18 protein-coding genes are annotated in these 18,677 nt (G+C 66.0%); 11 read left to right on the top strand and 7 right to left on the bottom strand.

Translation table 11 applies throughout. The features are described 5' to 3' along the window. Window positions 1-33 precede the first annotated feature (33 nt). Window positions 34-1,548: a class I adenylate-forming enzyme family protein gene (locus JN302_RS06120; RefSeq protein ID WP_342215924.1), complete on the top strand. Its 1,515-nt coding sequence runs from the start codon at window positions 34-36 to the stop codon at window positions 1,546-1,548. A 99-nt stretch (window positions 1,549-1,647) separates the two neighbouring features. On the opposite strand, the gene JN302_RS06115 is transcribed toward JN302_RS06120, so the two are convergent. The 6 genes from JN302_RS06115 to JN302_RS06090 form a co-directional block, all read right to left on the bottom strand. Continuing rightward, window positions 1,648-2,406: an adenylate/guanylate cyclase domain-containing protein gene (locus JN302_RS06115; RefSeq protein ID WP_202310744.1), complete on the bottom strand. Its 759-nt coding sequence runs from the start codon at window positions 2,404-2,406 to the stop codon at window positions 1,648-1,650. A 227-nt stretch (window positions 2,407-2,633) separates the two neighbouring features. Beyond that, on the bottom strand, window positions 2,634-4,193 hold the full coding sequence (locus tag JN302_RS06110) for an ABC transporter substrate-binding protein (RefSeq protein ID WP_202332311.1): 1,560 nt from the start codon (window positions 4,191-4,193) through the stop codon (window positions 2,634-2,636). Between the two features lie 15 nt (window positions 4,194-4,208). Beyond that, a complete protein-coding gene (locus JN302_RS06105; RefSeq protein ID WP_202332310.1) occupies window positions 4,209-5,240 on the bottom strand; it encodes an ABC transporter ATP-binding protein in 1,032 nt (343 codons plus the stop codon). Then, a complete protein-coding gene (locus JN302_RS06100; protein ID WP_202332309.1) occupies window positions 5,237-6,238 on the bottom strand; it encodes an ABC transporter ATP-binding protein in 1,002 nt (333 codons plus the stop codon). Before JN302_RS06100 ends, JN302_RS06105 begins: the two co-directional genes overlap by 4 nt. Next, window positions 6,235-7,137, bottom strand: a complete 903-nt coding sequence (locus JN302_RS06095; RefSeq protein WP_202332308.1) for an ABC transporter permease — start codon at window positions 7,135-7,137, stop codon at window positions 6,235-6,237. The genes JN302_RS06100 and JN302_RS06095 overlap by 4 nt, the downstream gene beginning before the upstream one ends. A gap of 10 nt (window positions 7,138-7,147) precedes the next feature. Further along, window positions 7,148-8,089 (bottom strand): ABC transporter permease, encoded by a 942-nt coding sequence (locus JN302_RS06090; RefSeq protein WP_202310739.1) that lies wholly within the window; start codon window positions 8,087-8,089, stop codon window positions 7,148-7,150. A gap of 259 nt (window positions 8,090-8,348) precedes the next feature. Here JN302_RS06090 and JN302_RS06085 point away from each other — a divergent pair, with 259 nt between their 5' ends. Both JN302_RS06085 and JN302_RS06080 read left to right on the top strand, forming a co-directional pair. After that, window positions 8,349-9,398 (top strand): LacI family DNA-binding transcriptional regulator, encoded by a 1,050-nt coding sequence (locus JN302_RS06085; protein ID WP_202332307.1) that lies wholly within the window; start codon window positions 8,349-8,351, stop codon window positions 9,396-9,398. Beyond that, window positions 9,395-10,795 (top strand): amidase, encoded by a 1,401-nt coding sequence (locus JN302_RS06080; RefSeq protein WP_202332306.1) that lies wholly within the window; start codon window positions 9,395-9,397, stop codon window positions 10,793-10,795. Before JN302_RS06085 ends, JN302_RS06080 begins: the two co-directional genes overlap by 4 nt. Here JN302_RS06080 and JN302_RS06075 read toward each other — a convergent pair. Further along, window positions 10,792-11,475 carry a GntR family transcriptional regulator gene (locus JN302_RS06075; protein WP_202310733.1) on the bottom strand — a complete coding sequence of 228 codons (684 nt, stop codon included), beginning with the start codon at window positions 11,473-11,475 and terminating at the stop codon, window positions 10,792-10,794. The two genes, JN302_RS06080 and JN302_RS06075, sit on opposite strands and share 4 nt — an antisense overlap. Window positions 11,476-11,640: 165 nt before the next feature. Between JN302_RS06075 and JN302_RS06070 the strand changes: the two genes are divergently transcribed. Genes JN302_RS06070 through JN302_RS06035 form a run of 8 tightly spaced genes read left to right on the top strand, consistent with a single transcriptional unit; the run spans window position 11,641 to window position 18,614 of the window. Further along, entirely contained in the window at window positions 11,641-12,450 is an 810-nt protein-coding gene (locus JN302_RS06070; RefSeq protein WP_202332305.1) for an FAD binding domain-containing protein, read from the top strand. Window positions 12,451-12,487: 37 nt separating this feature from the next. Beyond that, window positions 12,488-12,982 carry a (2Fe-2S)-binding protein gene (locus JN302_RS06065; protein ID WP_202332304.1) on the top strand — a complete coding sequence of 165 codons (495 nt, stop codon included), beginning with the start codon at window positions 12,488-12,490 and terminating at the stop codon, window positions 12,980-12,982. Window positions 12,983-12,992: 10 nt separating this feature from the next. Beyond that, window positions 12,993-14,354 carry a xanthine dehydrogenase family protein molybdopterin-binding subunit gene (locus JN302_RS39560; RefSeq protein WP_202332303.1) on the top strand — a complete coding sequence of 454 codons (1,362 nt, stop codon included), beginning with the start codon at window positions 12,993-12,995 and terminating at the stop codon, window positions 14,352-14,354. Window position 14,355: 1 nt separating this feature from the next. Beyond that, entirely contained in the window at window positions 14,356-15,366 is a 1,011-nt protein-coding gene (locus JN302_RS39555) for a xanthine dehydrogenase family protein molybdopterin-binding subunit (protein ID WP_202332302.1), read from the top strand. Window positions 15,367-15,388: 22 nt separating this feature from the next. Then, a complete protein-coding gene (locus tag JN302_RS06050; protein WP_202310723.1) occupies window positions 15,389-15,697 on the top strand; it encodes an EthD family reductase in 309 nt (102 codons plus the stop codon). An 18-nt stretch (window positions 15,698-15,715) separates the two neighbouring features. Beyond that, complete coding sequence (locus JN302_RS06045; RefSeq protein WP_202310722.1) at window positions 15,716-16,570, top strand: AAA family ATPase; 855 nt, start codon at window positions 15,716-15,718, stop codon at window positions 16,568-16,570. Further along, the gene (locus JN302_RS06040; protein ID WP_202332301.1) at window positions 16,567-17,730 is read left to right on the top strand and encodes a vWA domain-containing protein; all 1,164 of its coding nucleotides are present in this window, start codon (window positions 16,567-16,569) and stop codon (window positions 17,728-17,730) included. The genes JN302_RS06045 and JN302_RS06040 overlap by 4 nt, the downstream gene beginning before the upstream one ends. After that, window positions 17,727-18,614, top strand: coding sequence for an amidohydrolase family protein (locus JN302_RS06035; protein ID WP_202310720.1), 888 nt, complete (start codon window positions 17,727-17,729; stop codon window positions 18,612-18,614). The genes JN302_RS06040 and JN302_RS06035 overlap by 4 nt, the downstream gene beginning before the upstream one ends. Window positions 18,615-18,677 lie beyond the last annotated feature (63 nt).

Below are 18,677 nucleotides of genomic sequence, written 5' to 3'. Positions count from 1 at the left end.
ATCGTGTCGTGTTTCCACCCGCGCCCACGGACGTTGAACCAGCTTCTGAAGCGAGCCTACGAGGCCAATCCGAACGGCGATGCCATTGTATGCGGCGAGGAGCGCATCTCGTGGGCCCAACTCCGCCAACGCGTCGCGGTCCTCGCGGCCGGCCTTTCGGCGGCCGGTGTCAGAGCGGGCGATCGGGTGGCCGTCATGATCGGCAACCGACCGGAATTCGTGCTCGCCTTCTTCGCGATCTCACAGCTTGGCGGCGTCCTGTTGCCGGTCAGCACACGGCTGAAGGGCCCCGAAGTGGCCTACTCCGTCAACGACGCGGGAGCGGTATTTCTACTGGCTGACGCCGCCTATTGCGACCAGCTTCCTGCGCGCGGCGACATCGCGTCTGTAAAGGACGTTTTTGTGGTCGGAAACGACGTACCTGCCGACGCACGTCCTTTCCTGGAACTGCTCGGCCGACCGGCGCTGGACACCGTCGCCGAACCCGGCGAGGAAGACGCCTGCGCCATTCTCTATACGTCCGGCACTACTGGCCGACCAAAGGGCGCCGTGCTGACGCAACTCGGTGTCGTACATTCTTCAATGGTCTTCGCGCACGAGTTCGAGCTCACGTACCACGATCGCTCGGTCGCCGCGGTCCCCCTGGCGCATGTGTCCGGGCTGATCGGCAACGTAACGGCGATGGTGGCATGTGCGGGCGCGCTCGTCATTCTGCCGGAATTCAAGGCGGGCCGATTCCTGAAGCTGGCCGAGGCGGAGCGCATCACCCACACCTTGATCGTGCCTGCCATGTACAGCCTGATGCTGCTCGAACCGGAACTCGAGAATTACGATCTTTCGAGTTGGCGGGTCGGGGCTTCGGGTGGTGCGCCTTTGCCGGAACACGTGCACAGACAGTTCGCCCAGCGCGTCCCGAGCCTCTCCATCGTCAACGCCTATGGCGCGACGGAGACCACATCGCCGACCACAATCATGCCCCGGGGTTCGATGGACGGACGCCTCGACAGTGTCGGCAAGGCAGTGCCCGGCTGCGAGATCATCGTAATCGATGATCTCGGCTGCGAGGTGCCTCCCGGCGAAACGGGCGAGGTCTGGATCGGCGGGCCGCATATCGTCGGCGGCTACTGGCGCAACGAGACGGCTACAGCGGAGTCGTTCACTGCCGGTTTCTGGCATTCGGGAGACATCGGCATGAAGGACGCCGACGGCTTCCTCTACATACTTGACCGCAAGAAGGACATGATCATCCGCGGCGGCTTGAAGATCTTCTCTTCAGAAGTGGAGAGCGTGATAGCTGAGTTCCCTGGCATCGTCGAAAGCGCGGTGGTGTCGAAGCCATGCCCCGTTCTGGGAGAGCGGGTTCACTGTTTCGTCTATGGCCCGGCGGGCGACATTTCGGATGAACTTCGCACTTTCCTCGCCGCCCGTCTTGCCGACTACAAGGTGCCTGAGACAGTCAACGTCACGCCCCAACCGCTCCCGCGCAACGCAAACGGCAAGATCGTCAAGCGGCAGCTCCGTGACCGGTTGATCAACTCGGCATCCTAAGACAATTCCGCCTTTCTCCGAATCGCGGAAATGTTGCAATCCCGGACGCAGAACGGCCGCGCACTTTTCCTGGAATCCCCCGGGACGACTTGATCGTCCTCAAGCGTGCGTTCTCAAGGCATAGGCCGACACCGGCTGGTCGATGCCCTTGAGCGTGAACGACCGCGATACGGCATCGCCGACGAGGTCGGGGGCGGCCGCCGCGACCTCGGCGGAAACCAGGATCTCGCCTGCCGCAGCCTGCGATTCCAGCCTCGATGTCAGATTGACCGTGCCGCCGATGGCGGTGAAGTCGCTGCGGAACGACGAAAACTCACCGATCTCCACCTCGCCGGAGTGGATGCCGACACCGACGCCGATCGCCTTGTCGGGTAGCTCGCCACTGCTCGATCCCAACCTTTCGAGGACTTCCGCGCAGCGGCGTTGTATGTCGATGGCGGCGCCGATCGCCGCCGCCGCGTGGCGCTCGATCCTGATCGGGAAATTGAAGATCGCCATCAGGCCGTCGCCCATCTGCTTGTTGACGATGCCGTCATGCGCCCAGATCGACTGTGCACACTGGTCCTGGAACGTGCTGACGATCTCGCCGAGGACGGCCGGATCTATCCGGTCGGACAGATGCGTGTAGCCCCTGATGTCGGCGAACAGGATGGTGGCAGTGGCCGTGATATGCTGTTTTCCTTTGATGCGGCGGAAGGAGCGTTCGCAGATCGTGCAGATGTTCGGGTTCATCTTGCTCCGCGTGATGCCGAAGGCGCGGAACGGAATCGCCAGCGGGCCCCGAATGGGGATCGGCATCTTCATCTGGTCCCAGCAGCCGAGGCAAATGCGCGCGTGGCCGCCTGCGGTGGATGCCATCTGAAATGATCTCCCGATGGGCAGTCATCTCGTCTGATTGACCAAAGCTAGAGTGGCGCTTTCAGCGGCCGTTGGCAACTCTGTCCATGGGGCGGGATGCCGCTTGCGACGGCATATCCGGGTTCGGCTCCCCCAGTCGCCGGGACGACGCTTCAAGCAGGATCCGTACGAACATTCATTGCAGCGCAGCGGCAAAAAGCGCGTTTCGCCGCTGCGCGCGTGCGACGCTATTTCAGCGTGATGTTCCAGTAGACGGGAACGGCCGCCTTCAGGACATTGTCGACCTCGGCGCGCATGCCGCGAACGAGAAAGAGCTGGGCCGCCGGCCAATAGGGAACCACCTCGACGGCGCGCAGCTGGACTGCCTTTGCGATCTCGGCCTTCTTTGCCGGGTCGGTCTCCAGGGCGAAGGCGGCGCGCAGCTTCTCTATCTCCTCGTCGCAGGGCCAGCCGAACCAGGCCGCATCGCAATTGGAACGCAGGCCGAGATGGCCGGACGGGTCCATCATGTCGGCCCCGGTCGGACCGGACATGAACAGCGACCAGCCGCCCTTATCGACCGGCTCCTTGGACGAGCGGCGCGCTGTCAACGTGCCCCAGTCCATGGACTGGGGGTCGACCTTGAGGCCGATGTCGCGCATCAACTGCTCCGCCACGAGGCTGAACGTGTTGGTTGGACCGGCTTCCGTGGCGTGGAGGACCACGACCGGCGTGCCGTCATAGCCGCTTTCGGCGATGAGCTGCTTCGCCTTCTCAAGGTCGGGCTGCACCCAGCCCGCGTCGGTGTAGTAGGGCGAAGAGCACATATAGAAGGACGGGCAGACCTTGTAGAGGTTGGGATCGCTGACATAGGCCCTTGCGAAGGTGTCCTGGTCGATCATGTAGCGGATCGCCTGTCGCACCTTCCCGTTGTTGAAGGGCGGCTGGGTGGTGTTCATTCGGAACACCATCTGCATACCGAGCGAGTCCTGCGGCATGGTCTTGATATCGGCATTGCCTTCAAGGACCGGCAGGAAATCCGGAGGCACCTCCTCGAAGATGTCGATCTCGCCGGCCTGCAGCGCATTCAGCGCGGTCTGGGCATCGGGAATGTAGTGCCACTCCACCCGATCGACGCCGGCGATCTTGGCGCCGGCCAGACCGCTCGGCGCTTGCGCCCGCGGCTTGTAGTCCGGGTTCTTCACATAGACGACCTTGGAGCCTGGAACCCATTCGTCCTTCTTCATGATGAAGGGGCCGGAGCCGACGGGATCGGTGATCGCCGTGTCGATCGGCGTCTCGGCGATCGCGGCCGGCATGATGAACGGCACGTTGGACGAAGGCTTGCCGAGCGCGTCGAGCACGAGCCCCCAGGGCTGGGAAAGCTTCAGCGTCACCGTCCTGTCGTCCGTCGCCGCGAGGCTTGCCGTGAGCTTCGCCAATTGCTGGCCAAGGCCGTCGCGCTGGCCCCATCGCTTGAGGGACGCCACCACGTCCGCCGCCGTCACCGGCTCTCCATTGTGGAACTTGAGGCCATCCCGCAGAATGAATGTGTAAGTCAGCCGGTCGTCGCTGACCGTGTAGCTGTCGACCATCTGCGGCTGAACCTTCAGGTTCTCGTCCATGGAGAACAGAGTGTCGTAGACCATGTAGCCATGGTTGCGCACCATGTAGTCCGACGTAATGAAAGGATCGAGCTGCTTCAGGTCGCCGAAGGGGCGCACCCGCAGCACAGATTCCGCGAAAGCCGGCGCGGCCGAGACAAGCAGGCCGACGACAGCGGCAGCAAGCCGTTTTTTCCAGGTCATTTCAACTCTCCTCCCTCATGAAAAAAGATCTGGCGTCAGCCCCATGCCGCGGTTCTCGCCATCGTCGCCAGCGGAGCCCGGGACCGCGTGGTGGCACGCCACGAAATGGGCCGGTGCGACCCCGCGCAGAGCCGGCCTGGTCGCGGTACAGACCTCGGTGGCGAGCGGACAGCGGGTGCGGAAGCGGCAACCTGACGGCAGGCTGGCGGCGCTCGGCACCTCGCCTTCCAGCGGCACGTAGCGCTTGCGCAGAGAAGGATGAGCGGCCGGGATCGACCCGATCAGGGCGCGCGTATAGGGATGCCGCGGGGCCGCGAACAGTTCCTTCGCGGGCGCGCGCTCGACCAGCGCGCCGAGATACATGACTGCGACCTCGTCGGCGATATGACGAACGACCGAGAGGTCGTGCGAGATGAAGAGATAGGCGACGCCCGTTTCCTTCTGCACGTCGGCGAGCAGGTTGAGGATCTGCGAGCGGATCGACACATCGAGGGCTGCGACGGCTTCGTCGGCGATCACCACGGAGGGCTCCGCGGCAAGCGCGCGGGCGATGCCCAGGCGCTGTCTCTGCCCTCCCGACAGCTCGCGTGGCAGCCTCTCCATCATGAACTGCGGCAGGCCGACGAGGTCGAACAGCCTGCGGGCGCGCCGCTCCCGGTCGGCAGCGCTGCCCATGCCAAAATTCGCCATCGGCTCGGCGACAATGTCGGCGGCACGCATGCGGGCGTTGAGAGAGGCGAACGGGTCCTGGAACACCATCTGCACCTGCCGGCGTCGGCGCCTGAGCGCTTCGCCTGACAGCATCGAGAAGTCCTCGCCGTCGATGACGATCGAGCCGCCGGTCGGGCTGGTGAGCCGCACCACCATGCGGCCGATCGTGGTCTTGCCGCAGCCGCTCTCGCCGACCAGGCACAATGTGCTGCCTTTCGCGACCGAGAAGCTGACGTCGTCAACGGCATGCACGCGGCGCCTGCCGAACAGGCTGAAAGGCCCACCGCGCGATACGAAAATCTTCGAGAGGTTCCTGACTTCCAGTGCCGCCGTCATCGGGATGCCCCCGCTACGGAGGCGAGGTCCGGCAGCCAGCACGCAGCGCCATGTCCGAACTCGCGGGTTTCGAAGGCGGGCCGCGCTTCATTGCAGCGCCCGAAGGCGTACGCGCAGCGCGGCGCGAAACCGCAACCCGGGCCCCGCTCCGCTGGCGAGGGGACAGTTCCCGGGATTTCGGTGAGCCGGTCCATCCGGTCCGGTGCGAGCAGCTCGCGGATCGCGCCGAGCAGGCCCGCCGTGTAGGGATGGCGCGGCCGATCGAACAGCTCCACACAGCCGGCTTCCTCGACCGCACGGCCGCCATACAGTACGACCACCCGGTCGGCGGCTTCCGCCACCACGCCCAGGTCGTGGGTGATGAGCAGGACGGAGGTTCCGAATTCCCGCCTCAGCTCGTCGATCAACGCCAGCACCTGGCCCTGAATGGTGACGTCGAGCGCGGTGGTCGGCTCGTCGGCGATCAGCAGCGCCGGCCGCAGGGCCAGGGCCATGGCGATCATCACGCGCTGGCGCATCCCTCCCGAGAGCTGGTGCGGATATTCGCGGGCCCGACGCCGCGCATCGGGAATGCGCACGCGATCGAGCAGCGCGACGGCTTCCGCTTCTGCCGCCGCCTCCCCGGTCCCGCGATGTTGCGCAATCACCTCGGCGATCTGGCGGCCGATCCGCTGCACCGGATTGAGCGAGGTCATCGGCTCCTGGAACACCATGGCGATCCGGTTGCCGCGCAACGCGCGCATTTCCGGCTCCGGCAACGCCAGGAGGTCGCGGCCTTCGAACAGGATGCGTCCGGCGGTCGGCCGCAGGAGCTTGCGGTCGAGGAGCCCGATGATGGACAGGGCCGTCAGGCTCTTTCCGCAGCCGCTCTCGCCGACCAGGCACAGCGTCTCTCCGCGCCGGATTTCGAAGCTGAGCTCGCTGACGAGCGGCCAGGCCGCATCGGCGCCGACGAGCGATATTGCGAGGTTCTCGACCCTCAGGATGGGCTCGTTCATCGGCCACGCTCCTGATCAGAGGGAGTCCGCGCGAGGCTCGGATCGAGCATGTCGCGCCAAGCGTCCCCCATCAGATTGACCGAGAGCACCAGCAGAGCGAGGCAGACGCCGGGAACGGCGAGCACCCAGGGCGCGAGCTGCAGGTAGAGCCGCCCCTCCGCCATCATGTTGCCCCAGCTCGGTACGTCGGGTGGGGTCCCGGCGCCGAGAAAGGACAGGATCGCCTCGAGGATCATGGCGGATGCGAAGACATAGGTCGCCTGGACAAGGATCGGGCCGGCGCCGCCCGGCAGGATGTGGCGGATCAGGATGTTGTGGGTCTTGCCCCCGTTGGTGATCGCCGCCTCCACGAAGGGCTGATCGCGCAGGACGAGCACGCTCGCGCGCACCATGCGGGCCATGCGCGGAATCTCCGGCAGGCTGATAGCGACGACCAGCACGAAGGTGCCGGCGCCGATCAGAGACACGAGCGCGATGGCCAGAAGGATCGCGGGGATGGCCATGACCGCGTCCATGACGCGCATGGTGACCGAATCGAAGGCCCTGAAGTAGCCGGCGAGCACGCCGAGCAGCACGCCCGTCACCGTGGTGACCAGCATCACCAGTGCGCCGACCGCGAGCGAGACCTGGGCACCCCAGACCGTGCGCGCCAGTACCGAGCGTCCGACATGGTCGGTGCCCAGCCAGTCTTGTCCGGACGGCGGCTTCAACCTGCCCAGCGGGTCGATATGCGACGGGTCGAGTCCGAACAGCGGACCGGCGAGCGCCATGACCACGAAGGCCAGGAGGATGACGCCGCCGGCAGCCAGGACCGGGCTCCGGCGCCGCCGGCCGCGCAGCCTTGAGCGCGCGAACGCACGCGAGACCGGAGGCGCCGGAAACGAAGCCACGCGGCTCATCCGATCCTCCTCAATACCGTATGCGTGGATCGAGCAGCGCATAGGCGATGTCGACCAGCAGGTTGACGAAGACATAGACCGCCGAGAACAGCAGGATGAGCGCCTGAACCACGGGATAGTCGCGGCGCAGGATCGCGTCGGCCGTCAGCCGCCCCAGGCCGGGGATCGAAAAGACCGTCTCGGTGACGACGACACCGCCGAGCAGGGACGCGAAACCGATGCCGATGATGGTGACGATCGGCACTGCGGCGTTCCGCAGCACGTGGCGCGACAGGATCTTCCGCTCAACGAGACCTTTTGCGTGGGCGGTGCGCACGAAGTCCTCGCGCAGAACCTCGAGCACCGCGGCGCGCGTGACCCGCGCGATCAGGGCCAGATAGAGGAATGAAAGCGCGACCGACGGAAGCGCCAGGCTGTGCAGACAGGCGAAGAACCCCTTGGACAGCGGCACGTAGCCCTGCACCGGGAACCAGCCGAGCGTCAGGGCGAAGACATAGACCAGAGCATAGGCGGCAACGAACACGGGCATGGAGAAGCCGAGCACGGCACCTGCCACGGTCAGTCGCGACACGAGGCTCTCCGGCTTGTAGGCGGCGAGCAGGCCGAGAGGCACGGCGACCGCGACGGCGATCACGATGGTCATGGAGGATAGGATCAGCGTGGGCTCGATGCGCTGCAGCACCATCGTCGAAACCGGAAGACCGGAAAAGATCGACGCGCCGAAATCTCCGGACAGGATCCTTGCCGCCCAGACAAGGAACCTTTCGTGCATCGGCGCATCGAGATCGAGCGCGGCGCGCATGGCCGCGACCTGTTCCGCCGAGGCGTAGTCGCCGGCCATGATCGCGGCGGGATCGCCGGCCGCCAGGTTGAGCAGCAGGAAGACGAATGCCGCCACGGCCGCCAGCACGGGCACCGCCGACAGCAGGCGTCCGATGACATAACCGATCACGGTTCAGCATCCGGCCTTGCGACGGCGGACCGAAGCGCGAATCGCAGCCGAAATGGGCACGGCTTTGCTCGACTGGGCATGGTTCCTCCCCAGTTAATCGTTTTCCAAATGCTAACTTCGTTTTCCGGAATCGCGCAAGATGGATTCGACCAGATCAGCCTAGGATTAGTCCAACACCCTGATTATACGTCGCAAAAAGATGCCCTTGAACTTTTGGAAGCGTGCCGGTACGTTCAAGAAAACGTTTTTGGAGGATCGCGTGAGCGGCAACGGACTGCCCACGATACGGGAGGTGGCTCGGCTGGCCGGTGTCTCCGTGGCAACCGTGTCGAAGGCGCTGAACGGCAGCGGCAAGGTCAGCGAGGAGTTGCGCGGGCGGGTGTCGAACGCCGCCCGTCAGCTCGGCTACGCGCCGCACGCCAGTGCGCGCAGCCTGCGCAGCGGGGCCAGCCGCACGCTGGGCCTGCTGATCGCCGACATCACCAATCCTTTCTTCCTGAAGCTGGTCGAGGCGATCGAGCAGCGCGCCAGCGCTCAGGGCTATTCCGTGCTTCTGTGCAACAGCAGCGAGGATCCCGCGCGCGAAAGGAACAATCTGCGCCTTCTCACCGAGCAGAGGGCCGACGGCATCATCCTGGTGCCGACCCGCGAAGGCTGGCCCGGCCGGGTAGCGGAGCTTTCGCGGCTGAAGCCGCCGGCGATCCTTGTCGACCGTCTCCTCGACGGGCTCGAGATCGATTCCGTCACCATCAACAACCGGCTTGCCGGCGAACTGGCGGCACGCCACCTGCTGGAGCTCGGGCATCGCCGGACCGGCGTGATCATGGGTTCCCCCGACCACCAGATCGCACGCCATCGGCTCGACGGCTATCGGGACGCCTTCGTGGCAGCCGGCGCCGATTTCAGGCCGGGCTATATCGAGCAATATGCCTTCAGCGAGGCTCAGGCCTACGAGGCGGCAGGCCGCCTGCTGTCGCTGCCGGAGCGCCCAACCGCCCTGTTCGCGACCAACAATCATCTCGCGCAAGGCATGCTGCGCGGCATCCTCGACGCCGATCTGCGCATACCCGACGACATTTCCGTCATCACCATCGACGACCTGCCATGGTCCGGCATGTTGCGGCCAGGGCTCACCGTGGTGATGCAGCCCTCTGACGCGATCGCCGAGGCCGCCATCCGCATCCTGCTCGGCCGTGTGACCGGCGGCCAGCAGGAGCGCGCCGCGGAGCCGGAACAGGTCGTCTTCGATCCAGCCCTCCTGCGGCGCGGATCGACTGCCAGACTGCCAGCGGAATTCCCCACGACATGACCGGTACGATCGAGTTGCTTTCCCTGTCCGCGCTCGAGGCGCGTGACCGGATCCGGGCCGGCGAGTTGACGCCGCTCGACCTCGTCGAGGCCTCGATCCGCCGGATCGAGGCGGTGGACATCGGGGTGAATGCCATTCCCGTCCGGTGCTTCGATCGCGCGCTCGCGCAAGCGCGCGGACTCATGGAACGTCATGCTGGCGCGCCGCGGAACTATCCGCTGCTGGCCGGCCTGCCGCTGGCGGTCAAGGACAATTCCGACGTCGCAGGAGTGCCGACGAGCGGCGGCAGCCCGCTGACGCAGGTCCAGAAGCCCGAGCGTTCCGATCCCGTGATCGCCCGGCTCGAAGCGCATGGCGCCATCCCCGTCGGCAAGAGCAACCTTTCGGAACTTGGCGGGGCCAACACGACCAATGCGCTGTTTGGACCGACCCGCAATCCCTTCGACCCGAAGCTCACCCCCGCCGGTTCCTCCGGCGGCTCCGCCGTGGCGCTGGCAACCGGGGAGGTGCTGCTCGCGCATGGCAACGATGTCGGCGGCAGCCTGCGCACGCCCGCCGGCTTTTGCGGCGTCGTCGGGCTGCGGCCGACGCCCGGCCTTGTGCCGCGCAAGCCGAGCGCCGATCCCCAGGACACCATCTTCGTCGAAGGACCGATGGCGCGCAGCGTTGCCGACACGGCACTGATGCTCGACGGAATGGCCGGACCCTGCGCTTCGGATCCGCTGGCCTATGACGGCCTCGCGGACGGCGGTTTCCTCGCCGCTGCCTTGCGGCCGCGAGCGCCGGGCCGCGTTGCGGTCAGCGCCGACCTCGGCGTGCTGCCGGTCTCGAAGGAGATCCGGCATCATTTCGAGCGTGTCGAAACGCTGCTCGGCCGCGAACAGGTGGCTTACGACCGGGCCGAACCGGATTTCGTCGGCGTCCAGCGCGCGACAAACGTGATCCGGGGCGTCGGCTATGCCTCGAAATGGAAGGAGAGGTGGCCGGCGGAAGCGGAGCGCTTCACTGCCGACGTTCGCGGCGACATCGAGCGCGGCATGGCCGCCTCGCCCGACGAGGTCGCGCAGGCGCAACGTCGCCGTACGAAGCTGACGAGCGACGTCGAAACCTTCTTCCAACGATACGATGTGGTGATCTGCCCCGTCGCGCAGACCGGTCCGTTCCCCGTGGAACTGCCCTGGCCGACCGAAATCGACGGCAAGCCGCTCGCCACCTATATCGAATGGATCGCCGTGACCTATTTCTGGTCGATGGCCGGCGTTCCCGCCCTGACCGTCAGCATCGGCCGCGACGAGAGAGGCTTTCCGATCGGCGTCCAGCTGATCGGACCGCCCCGTTCGGAACGCCGCCTCCTTGCCGCCGCCGCCTGGCTCGAGGCGATCGCCCGCACTTCTTAGCCGGCTTTGCTCGGGACCGGCAGCCTCTCGAAATAATCCTGATGCTCGCGCGCGACGCGGGCCGCCAGTTCGGCATCTCCGCCCGATATCGCGTCGACGATCGGCTGATGGCTGTCCGCGATCTCGACGAGGTCGAGCCCCTCGACCAGCATGGTGATGGTCGTGCGGGTCTCGATCTGGAGAGATTGCCAGATGTTGAGCAGGAGGCGGTTTCCGGCGGCTTCCATGATCGATCGATGGAACTTGACGGAATGCTCGACGACGCCATGCGTATCGCCGCCCACCGCCGCTTCATGCATGAGATCGACTTCGCGCTGGAGCAGCCTGAGGTCGCAGGCACCGCTTCGCGTGGCGATGCGTGTTGCCTGCTCCTCCAGGGCCCCGCGCACCGTGTAGATCTCGCGCAAGCCTTCGCCCATCACGTCGGAGACATAGGTGCCGCGGCGCGGCAGGTTGGTCACGAGACCCGTCGCCTCCAGTTCGCGCAATGCTTCGCGCACCGGGCCCTGGCTGGTCCCGAACTCCTCCGCGATGCGAAGCTCGACCAACCGCTCGCCGGGGTCGTAATGCCCGCCCAGAATGCGGCGCAGCAGCACTTCCTTCAATCTCTGCCGCAGCGGCGTATTGGAGAAATCCGGTTCGCTGGAGCGTTCCGGTTTCAGGGCCTGCTTGTCGCTCATCGAGAGATTTCCGCGGAATTGACGATCGCCCCGGGCACGCCCGGAGCCTGCTCCATCCTATGGTGCACACTGGTGGTTGACAAAGTCATTTTGATTTATCGATAATGAATAATCAAGAGGCTGCCAAGGCCCGTGCCGCAACTGCTGGTTCTCTGGGAGGAGACGATGCTGCAGGCTGTATCCGTGCCCCGCTCCGTGGCCGAGGCCCAGGCGATGCTGCAACGGAGCGAACGCGCCGCAATCATTGCCGGCGGCACGGCCTTGATGCCGCTGCTGAACTATGGCACCGACGACATTTCCACCCTTGTGAGCCTGCGCAGGGCGGGGCTTTCCGGCGTCTCCATCAAGGCCGGCAAGGCCGTGATCGGCGCGGCGACGACGCTCGCGGAACTCGAGGCCGAGCAGGATCTCAGCTTCCTTCATCAGGCACTCGACGCCATCGGCTCGCCGACGATCCGCAACATGGCGACGGTCGGCGGCAATCTGTTCGTCAAGCAGCCCTATGGCGACCTTGCGGTCTGCCTGGTCGCACTCGGCGCCACCGCTGGTATCGCCAGACCGGACGGCGAGCGTCTCGAAGCGGTGGAAGAGATCGTCCGTGCCGGCGTGAAGCCGGGAGAAATCGTGACCTCGATTACACTGGAGCTTCCCGCACCAGGGACATTCCACTTCCGCAAGGCCGGGCGGAAAGCCTTGAATTCGGCGGCGATCGTCACCGTCGCGGCCTTTGTGACGCTCGACGACGGCCTGGTCGGCGACTGCCGGATCGCGCTGGGCGGCGTCGCGCGCCATCCGCTGCGCGCGCTGGCAGCCGAAAAGGCGCTGAACGGACAGCCGCTCGACCGGGATCATGTCGAGGCGGCGGCGCTGGCTGCGCTCGCCGACATCGACCCGTTCGACGACGCCTATGCCAGCGCCTGGTATCGGGCGAGCGTGACGCCGGTCCATGTCAGGCGCGCGCTTCTGAACGAATAGAAGATCGCCGGGGCCCAAACACCACGGAGGGAGAGCCATGAAGAAATCGGTCGTATCGCTCACGGTCAATGGCGCGGAGCGCGACGTCCTGGTCGCGCCGGGCACGACACTGCTGGACCTTCTGCGCGAGAGCCAGGGGCTCACGGGAACACGCCGCGGCTGCGAGCAGGGCGCCTGTGGCAGTTGCACCGTGCTGGTGGACGGCAAGGCGATGATGGCCTGTCTGCTGCCGGCCGAAACCGTCGACGGCGCGACAGTCCTGACGGTCGAGGGCCTGACGCCGGCCGCCGGCCTTCATCCTATCCAGGAGGCCTTCCTCGAAGGTTTCGCCACCCAATGCGGCTTCTGCACCCCCGGAATGATCATGGCGACGGCCGGTCTGCTGGCCGCCAATCCGCAGCCGACCCGCGAGGACGCAGTCCGCGCCATTTCGGGCAACATCTGCCGCTGCACGGGTTACGACGCGATCATCGACGCCGTGCTCGATGCCGCCCGTCGCGTTCGGGCCGGGCGCCTGGCGACGGCGGCGTGAGGGACCGGCCATGGAGAAGATCGACACCAGCTTCTTCGCCCGTGAACGCCAGGCCGATCTCTCCGTCGTCGGTGACAGCGTCCAGCGGGCCGACGCGCGGGGCCATGTCACGGGCCGTACACAGTTCTACGAGGACGTCAGCTTCCCCAATATGCTGCATCTCAAGATGGTGCGTTCCACGCGCCATCACGCGCTCATCAGGCGCCTCGACACCGCGCCGGCGCTGAAGGTTCCAGGCGTGGTGCGCGTGCTCACCCACAAGGACGTGCCCAACAACTGGTACACGATCCTGAAGCTGATCGGCGTCGGGCCGGACGACGAACCGGTGCTGCCCGAGGATCGCGTCCTGTTCATGGGAGAGCAGATCTGCGCGGTCCTGGCGGAGACGCCGCAAGCGGCACTCGAAGGCGCGCGGCGGATCGTCGTCGACTACGAGGACCTGCCCGCCGTGCTCGACGTCGAGGAAGCGATGGTCGCGCCGCCCTTCAAGCAGCACGGCACCAACTATTTCGTCTATGAGGGCCACAATTGCCGGCGCATCCGCTTCGGCGACGTGGACAAGGGCTTTGCGGCTGCCGACCACATCATCGAGCACCGCTACGAATCGGCGCCCATCGAGCACGCTCCGACCGAGCCGACCGGCTGCATCGCCAGGCCGGAGGGCAATGGCCGGCTCACCGTATATTCGAACACGCAGGCGCTTTATTTCACGCTCGACAATATGGCGCTGATCCTCGGCGTGCCGTTCAACAAGCTTCGTCTCGTCGGCGGCACGGTCGGCGGCGGCTTCGGCGGCAAGGTCGACGTGATCGTCGAGCCGATCGCTGCGATCGGCGCCATGCTGACCAATCGCCCGGTGAAATATGCCTATTCCAGGGCGGAGGAGATGCAGGTGTCGTCGCCGCGCGCTTCGGAACGCATCTACATCAAGGACGCGGTGATGGCCGACGGCCGCATCGTCGCGCGCAAGATCACGCTCTATGTCGATGCCGGCGCCTATTGCCGCCACTCGACCTACGGCACGACCAAGGCGGCGGCGCATATGCCGGGGCCCTACACGATCCCCAACGTCCATGTCGACGCCTATTGCGTCTACACCAATCGCACCCCGTCCTCGGCCATGCGCGGCTTCGGCGTGACGATCGGCGACTTCGCCCTGGAATCGCAGATGGACCAGATCGCGCGCGCTATCGGCATGGACCCGATGGAGTTGCGCCTGATCAACGCCTATCGCGACGGCGACATGAAGGCTCACCGCAAGAAGGTGGAAGGGGCTGCCCTGGTCGAGGTGATCCAGGCGGCGGCGCGACAGGCCGGCACGACGCTGCCGCCGCGTTTCGCGGCGATGTCGTCGTTCGGACGGGAGACGTGACATGGCATGGATGAAGGGACGCGGTGTCGCCGCGGTGAACTATCCTACAGGCATGAATCTCGGTGGCGATCCCAGCCAGGCGTTGATCCACGCCACCACCACCGGCAGCTTCGTCGTCACCCTGTCGTCAGTGGATCTCGGCCAGGGCATCAAGACGGTCGGCGCCCAGATCGCGGCCGAGACGCTCGGCATTCCATACGAAAACGTCGTCATCGATACCGCCGACACCGACACCGGACCGCATTGCATGGGCACCTTCGCCAGCCGGGGCACCCATCGCATCGGCAATGCCATCATGATGGCGGCACGCGAGGCGCGCGAGGTGATGATGGATGTGGCCGCCACCGAGCTGGAGGTGGACGCCGGCGATCTCGTCACCGACGGCAAGGGCCGCATTCACGTCAACGGCGCGCCCGACAAGGGAATCTCGGTCGTCGACGTGGCGCTGGCGGCCCATTTCAAGCATGGCCGCACGATTTCGGGCCGCGGCATGTTCCTGAAGCCGAAGAGCGAGGTCGTGCCCGAAACAGGCGAGATGGACCCGGATTCCTGCCAGGCCCACGCCTGCACGATCGCCGAAGTCGAGGTCGACGACGAGACCGGTGAGGTGAGGGTGATCAAGCTCACCAACGCCTATGAGATCGGCCGCGCGGTGAACCCCGCGCTCGCCCATCAGCAGATCGTCGGCGGGGCCTGGATGGGCGTCAGCCATGCGCTCTACGAGACAACCGAGCCTTACTATCCGAGCCGCGCCCATGGCCCGCTGGATTTCTCGCAATATCTGATGCCCGGCCCGGGCGACATCGCCGAGATGGATTCGGTGATCATCGAGCGCCCGGCGGCAAACGGACCCTACGGCGCCAAGGGCATCGGCGAGATGACGGCGAACTCGCCGATCCCGGCCATCGCCAACGCCATCTTCGACGCCTGCGGCGTGCGCGTCACCACAATGCCGATCACGCCGGAGAGGATCCTCCGCGGTCTCGACGCGCTGCGCGCCCGAGCCGGGTGAAACACCAAAGGGAGCATTTCGCATGATCAAGGTGATGGCGCTGATGAAGCGCAAGGAAGGCATGGCGTTCGACGATTTTAGGAAATGGATCCTCGAGGATCACGTCGCCTTCGCGCGCAGCCTGCCCGGCCTCAGGAAATACACGTCCAACGTGCTTCGCGCCGAAAACGGCGAGGCTCCTTTCGACGGCGTTTCGGAGATGTATTTCGACGACGAGGCCGCGATGGCCGCCGCCTTCGCGACCGAGGCCGGCAAGGCCGCCGGCGGCGACGCCGCGGCGCATTGCTCCAACCGGTTCAGGATGGTGTGCGACGAGAAACTCCAGTTCTGAGAGCCGGCGGATTTCGTCATGATCGCGCCGCTCAGCCAGGACGAACTCGATGCGCGGCTCGCGGCCGAGGGTTACTTTGCCGACGAAACGCTGGTCACCGCCCTTTATCTGGCGCTTGCGCTCGGCAAGCCGCTGCTGCTGGAGGGCGTTCCGGGGGTCGGCAAGACCGAGGTCGCCAACACGCTTGCAAGGCTCCTCGGCCGCCAGGCGATCCGGCTGCAATGTTACGAAGGCATCGACGCGACCAAGGCGCTCTATGACTGGGACCACGCCCGCCAGCTGCTGCATGTGCGGGTAGCGGAGCGCAGCGGCGCGGTCTCCTTGGCCGATCTCTATGCGCCCCAGTTCCTGATCGAGATGCCCTTGCTCAAGGCGCTTCGCAATGCCGGGACCAGCGTCTTGCTGATCGACGAGATCGACCGTGCCGATGACGCCTTCGAGGCGTTCCTTCTGGAATTCCTCTCGGATTTCCAGATCTCCATTCCCGAGATCGGCCCCGTGAAGGCGGAACAGCCTGTCGTCACCGTGCTGACGTCGAACCGCACGCGCGAACTCCATGACGCGTTGCGCCGGCGCTGCCTCTACCATTGGATCGACTATCCCGAGCCCGCAAGAGAGCGGGCGATCGTCGAAAGACATGCGCCCGGGGTGGCGAAAGAAGCGGCCGAGAGGCTGGTGGACGCCGTCGCGGCGGTCCGCCGCCTGCCCCTGATCAAGCGGCCGGGCATCGCCGAAAGCATCGATTGGGCTCGCGCAGCGGAAGTGCTGCACCGCGACGGCGCGCCCTGGCCCGATGCGTTGAAACGGTCGCTCGGGCTGCTGGTCAAAGACCAGGAGGATTTTTCGGTCGTGGCCGAGGCAGGTGTCCTGTGACGTCGGCGGCGTCGGTCACGGCAGCCGCCGAGCTGCTGGCCGGCTTCCCTCCGGCGCTGCGCCGGGCCGGCCTGGCGGTCGACGCCGGCCGGGCGGCGGACTTCCTCAAAGCGACAAGGCTCTGCCGGCTCGATGGGCTGGCTGACCTGGAAAGGATCGGCCGCGTGACGCTCGCGGCCGCTCGGGAAGACTTTCCGATCTATGATTCGGTGTTCCAGTCATGGTTCGGATCCGAAGCCTCGGCCGGCGAGGTCGATCGGTCCCAGGAGGATGCCGGTCCGCGTGCCGACAGCACCCGCACCGGAGAACGGATGCTCGACACCGTTCCGGGAGACAGCAGCGGACGGGTGGCTTCCGACGACGTCGGTCGCAGTCGCAAGCACTTTGGGCGACTTATCGAGGACGATCGCCGTGCGCTGGCCGCATTGTCCCGCAGCCTGGAAACGCTGCCCACGACGGCACGCAGGGTCTGGCTTCCGGCTTCGGGCGGCCCCCGGATCGACTTGTCCGGCACGGCCCGCGCCGCACGGCGGACCCTTGGCGAAACCTTGCGGCTGCTTCGCCGATCTCGACCTCGACGGCCGCGCAAGCTGTTGTTGCTGATCGACGTGTCGGGCTCCATGAAGGCGCAGTCGGAGGGCTATCTGCGTTTCGCCCATCTCGCCACGCGCCGGTCGCGAAGGGTCGAGACCTTCTGCTTCGGCACCCGCCTGTCGCGCGTCTCCGCCACGCTGCGGCATCGCGATGGCGAGCAGGCCTTGGGGCGGCTCGCCGATATCGTTTTCGACTTTGACGGCGGCACTCTGATCGGCCGTTCGCTCGAAGATTTCCTGTCCGTCTCGCGCTACGCGGCGCTGGTGCGCGGCGCCGTGACGATCGTGTTTTCGGACGGGCTGGAGCGGGGCGACCCGTCCGCCATGGTCCGCGCGGTCGATAGGCTTGCTCGCCTGAGCCATCGCCTCGTCTGGGCGACGCCGCTCGCGGCCGACCCGTGCTATCGCCCGGCCACGCGCGGCATGGCCGCCATCCTGCCCGTGCTGGACGGGCTCTTCGACGGATCCAGCCTGACCGCACTCGATCGTTTGCTCAGCATGCTGGATGCCGTCGGGCGCGCGCCGCGCGGCCACGCCGGAAAGGCCTTCCCGGAGGACCGGAAATGATATCGATCATCGACGCGCATCATCATGTCTGGCATCGGGCCGACCTGCCGTGGCTGCAGGGGCCCATGGTGCCGCGGATCTTCGGTCCCTACGAGCCCATCCGACGGGACTATCCGATCGAGGAGTTCCTGGCCGACATCAGCGGCTCCGGTGTCGAGAAATCGGTCTATGTCCAGACCAACTGGGCCAAGACCCGTGCCGTCGACGAAGTGGCCTGGGTACAGGGCATCGCGGACGCCCATCGCTGGCCGCACGCCATCGTGGGCTATGCCGACCTGATGGACGAGACTGCCGGCGACACGCTGGAACGGCAGTCGGAGTTTGCGCTGATGCGGGGCATCCGCATGCAGCTTCACTGGCACGACAATGAAATGTACCGCTTCGCGCCGCGCCCCGACCTGATGAACGAGGCTGTTTTCCGCAGGAACCTGCGGCGGCTGGCCCATTACGGCTGGTCCTTCGACCTCCAGGTTTTCGCCTCGCAGATGGCCGACGCCGCGCGGCTGGCCACCGACAACCAGGACATTACCTTCATCCTGCAGCATGCCGGCATGCCCGAGGACCGGACGACGGCCGGCCACGCCTTGTGGCGCGACGGCATGAAACGGCTGGCCGACAGGGACAATGTCGTCACCAAGCTGTCCGGGCTCGGCACCTTCAGCCACCGCAACGACCCCGCCGACATCGCCGAGATCGTCGCCGAAACGGTCGCCATCTTCGGCTCCGAGCGCTGCCTGTTCGGCAGCAATTTTCCGATCGAGAAGCTGTGGACATCCTATGAAGCACTGGTCTCGGCTTTCCGCGCGGCGCTGGCGCCGTATCCATCGGCCGCGCAAGACGCGATGTTTCGCGCAAATGCTGCAAGAATCTACCGCATCCGTTAGCGATTGAGAGGCAGCGTCGCGCGAAGGCCAAAGCATGGAGGGAGAATCCCGTACGCCGAAGAC

The sequence above is a fragment of the Mesorhizobium sp. L-8-3 genome (assembly GCF_016756615.1).
In the GTDB taxonomy this organism is placed as follows: domain Bacteria; phylum Pseudomonadota; class Alphaproteobacteria; order Rhizobiales; family Rhizobiaceae.
Note: the sequence above shows the minus strand (reverse complement) of the source record. Positions and strands in the feature narration are given on the sequence as shown.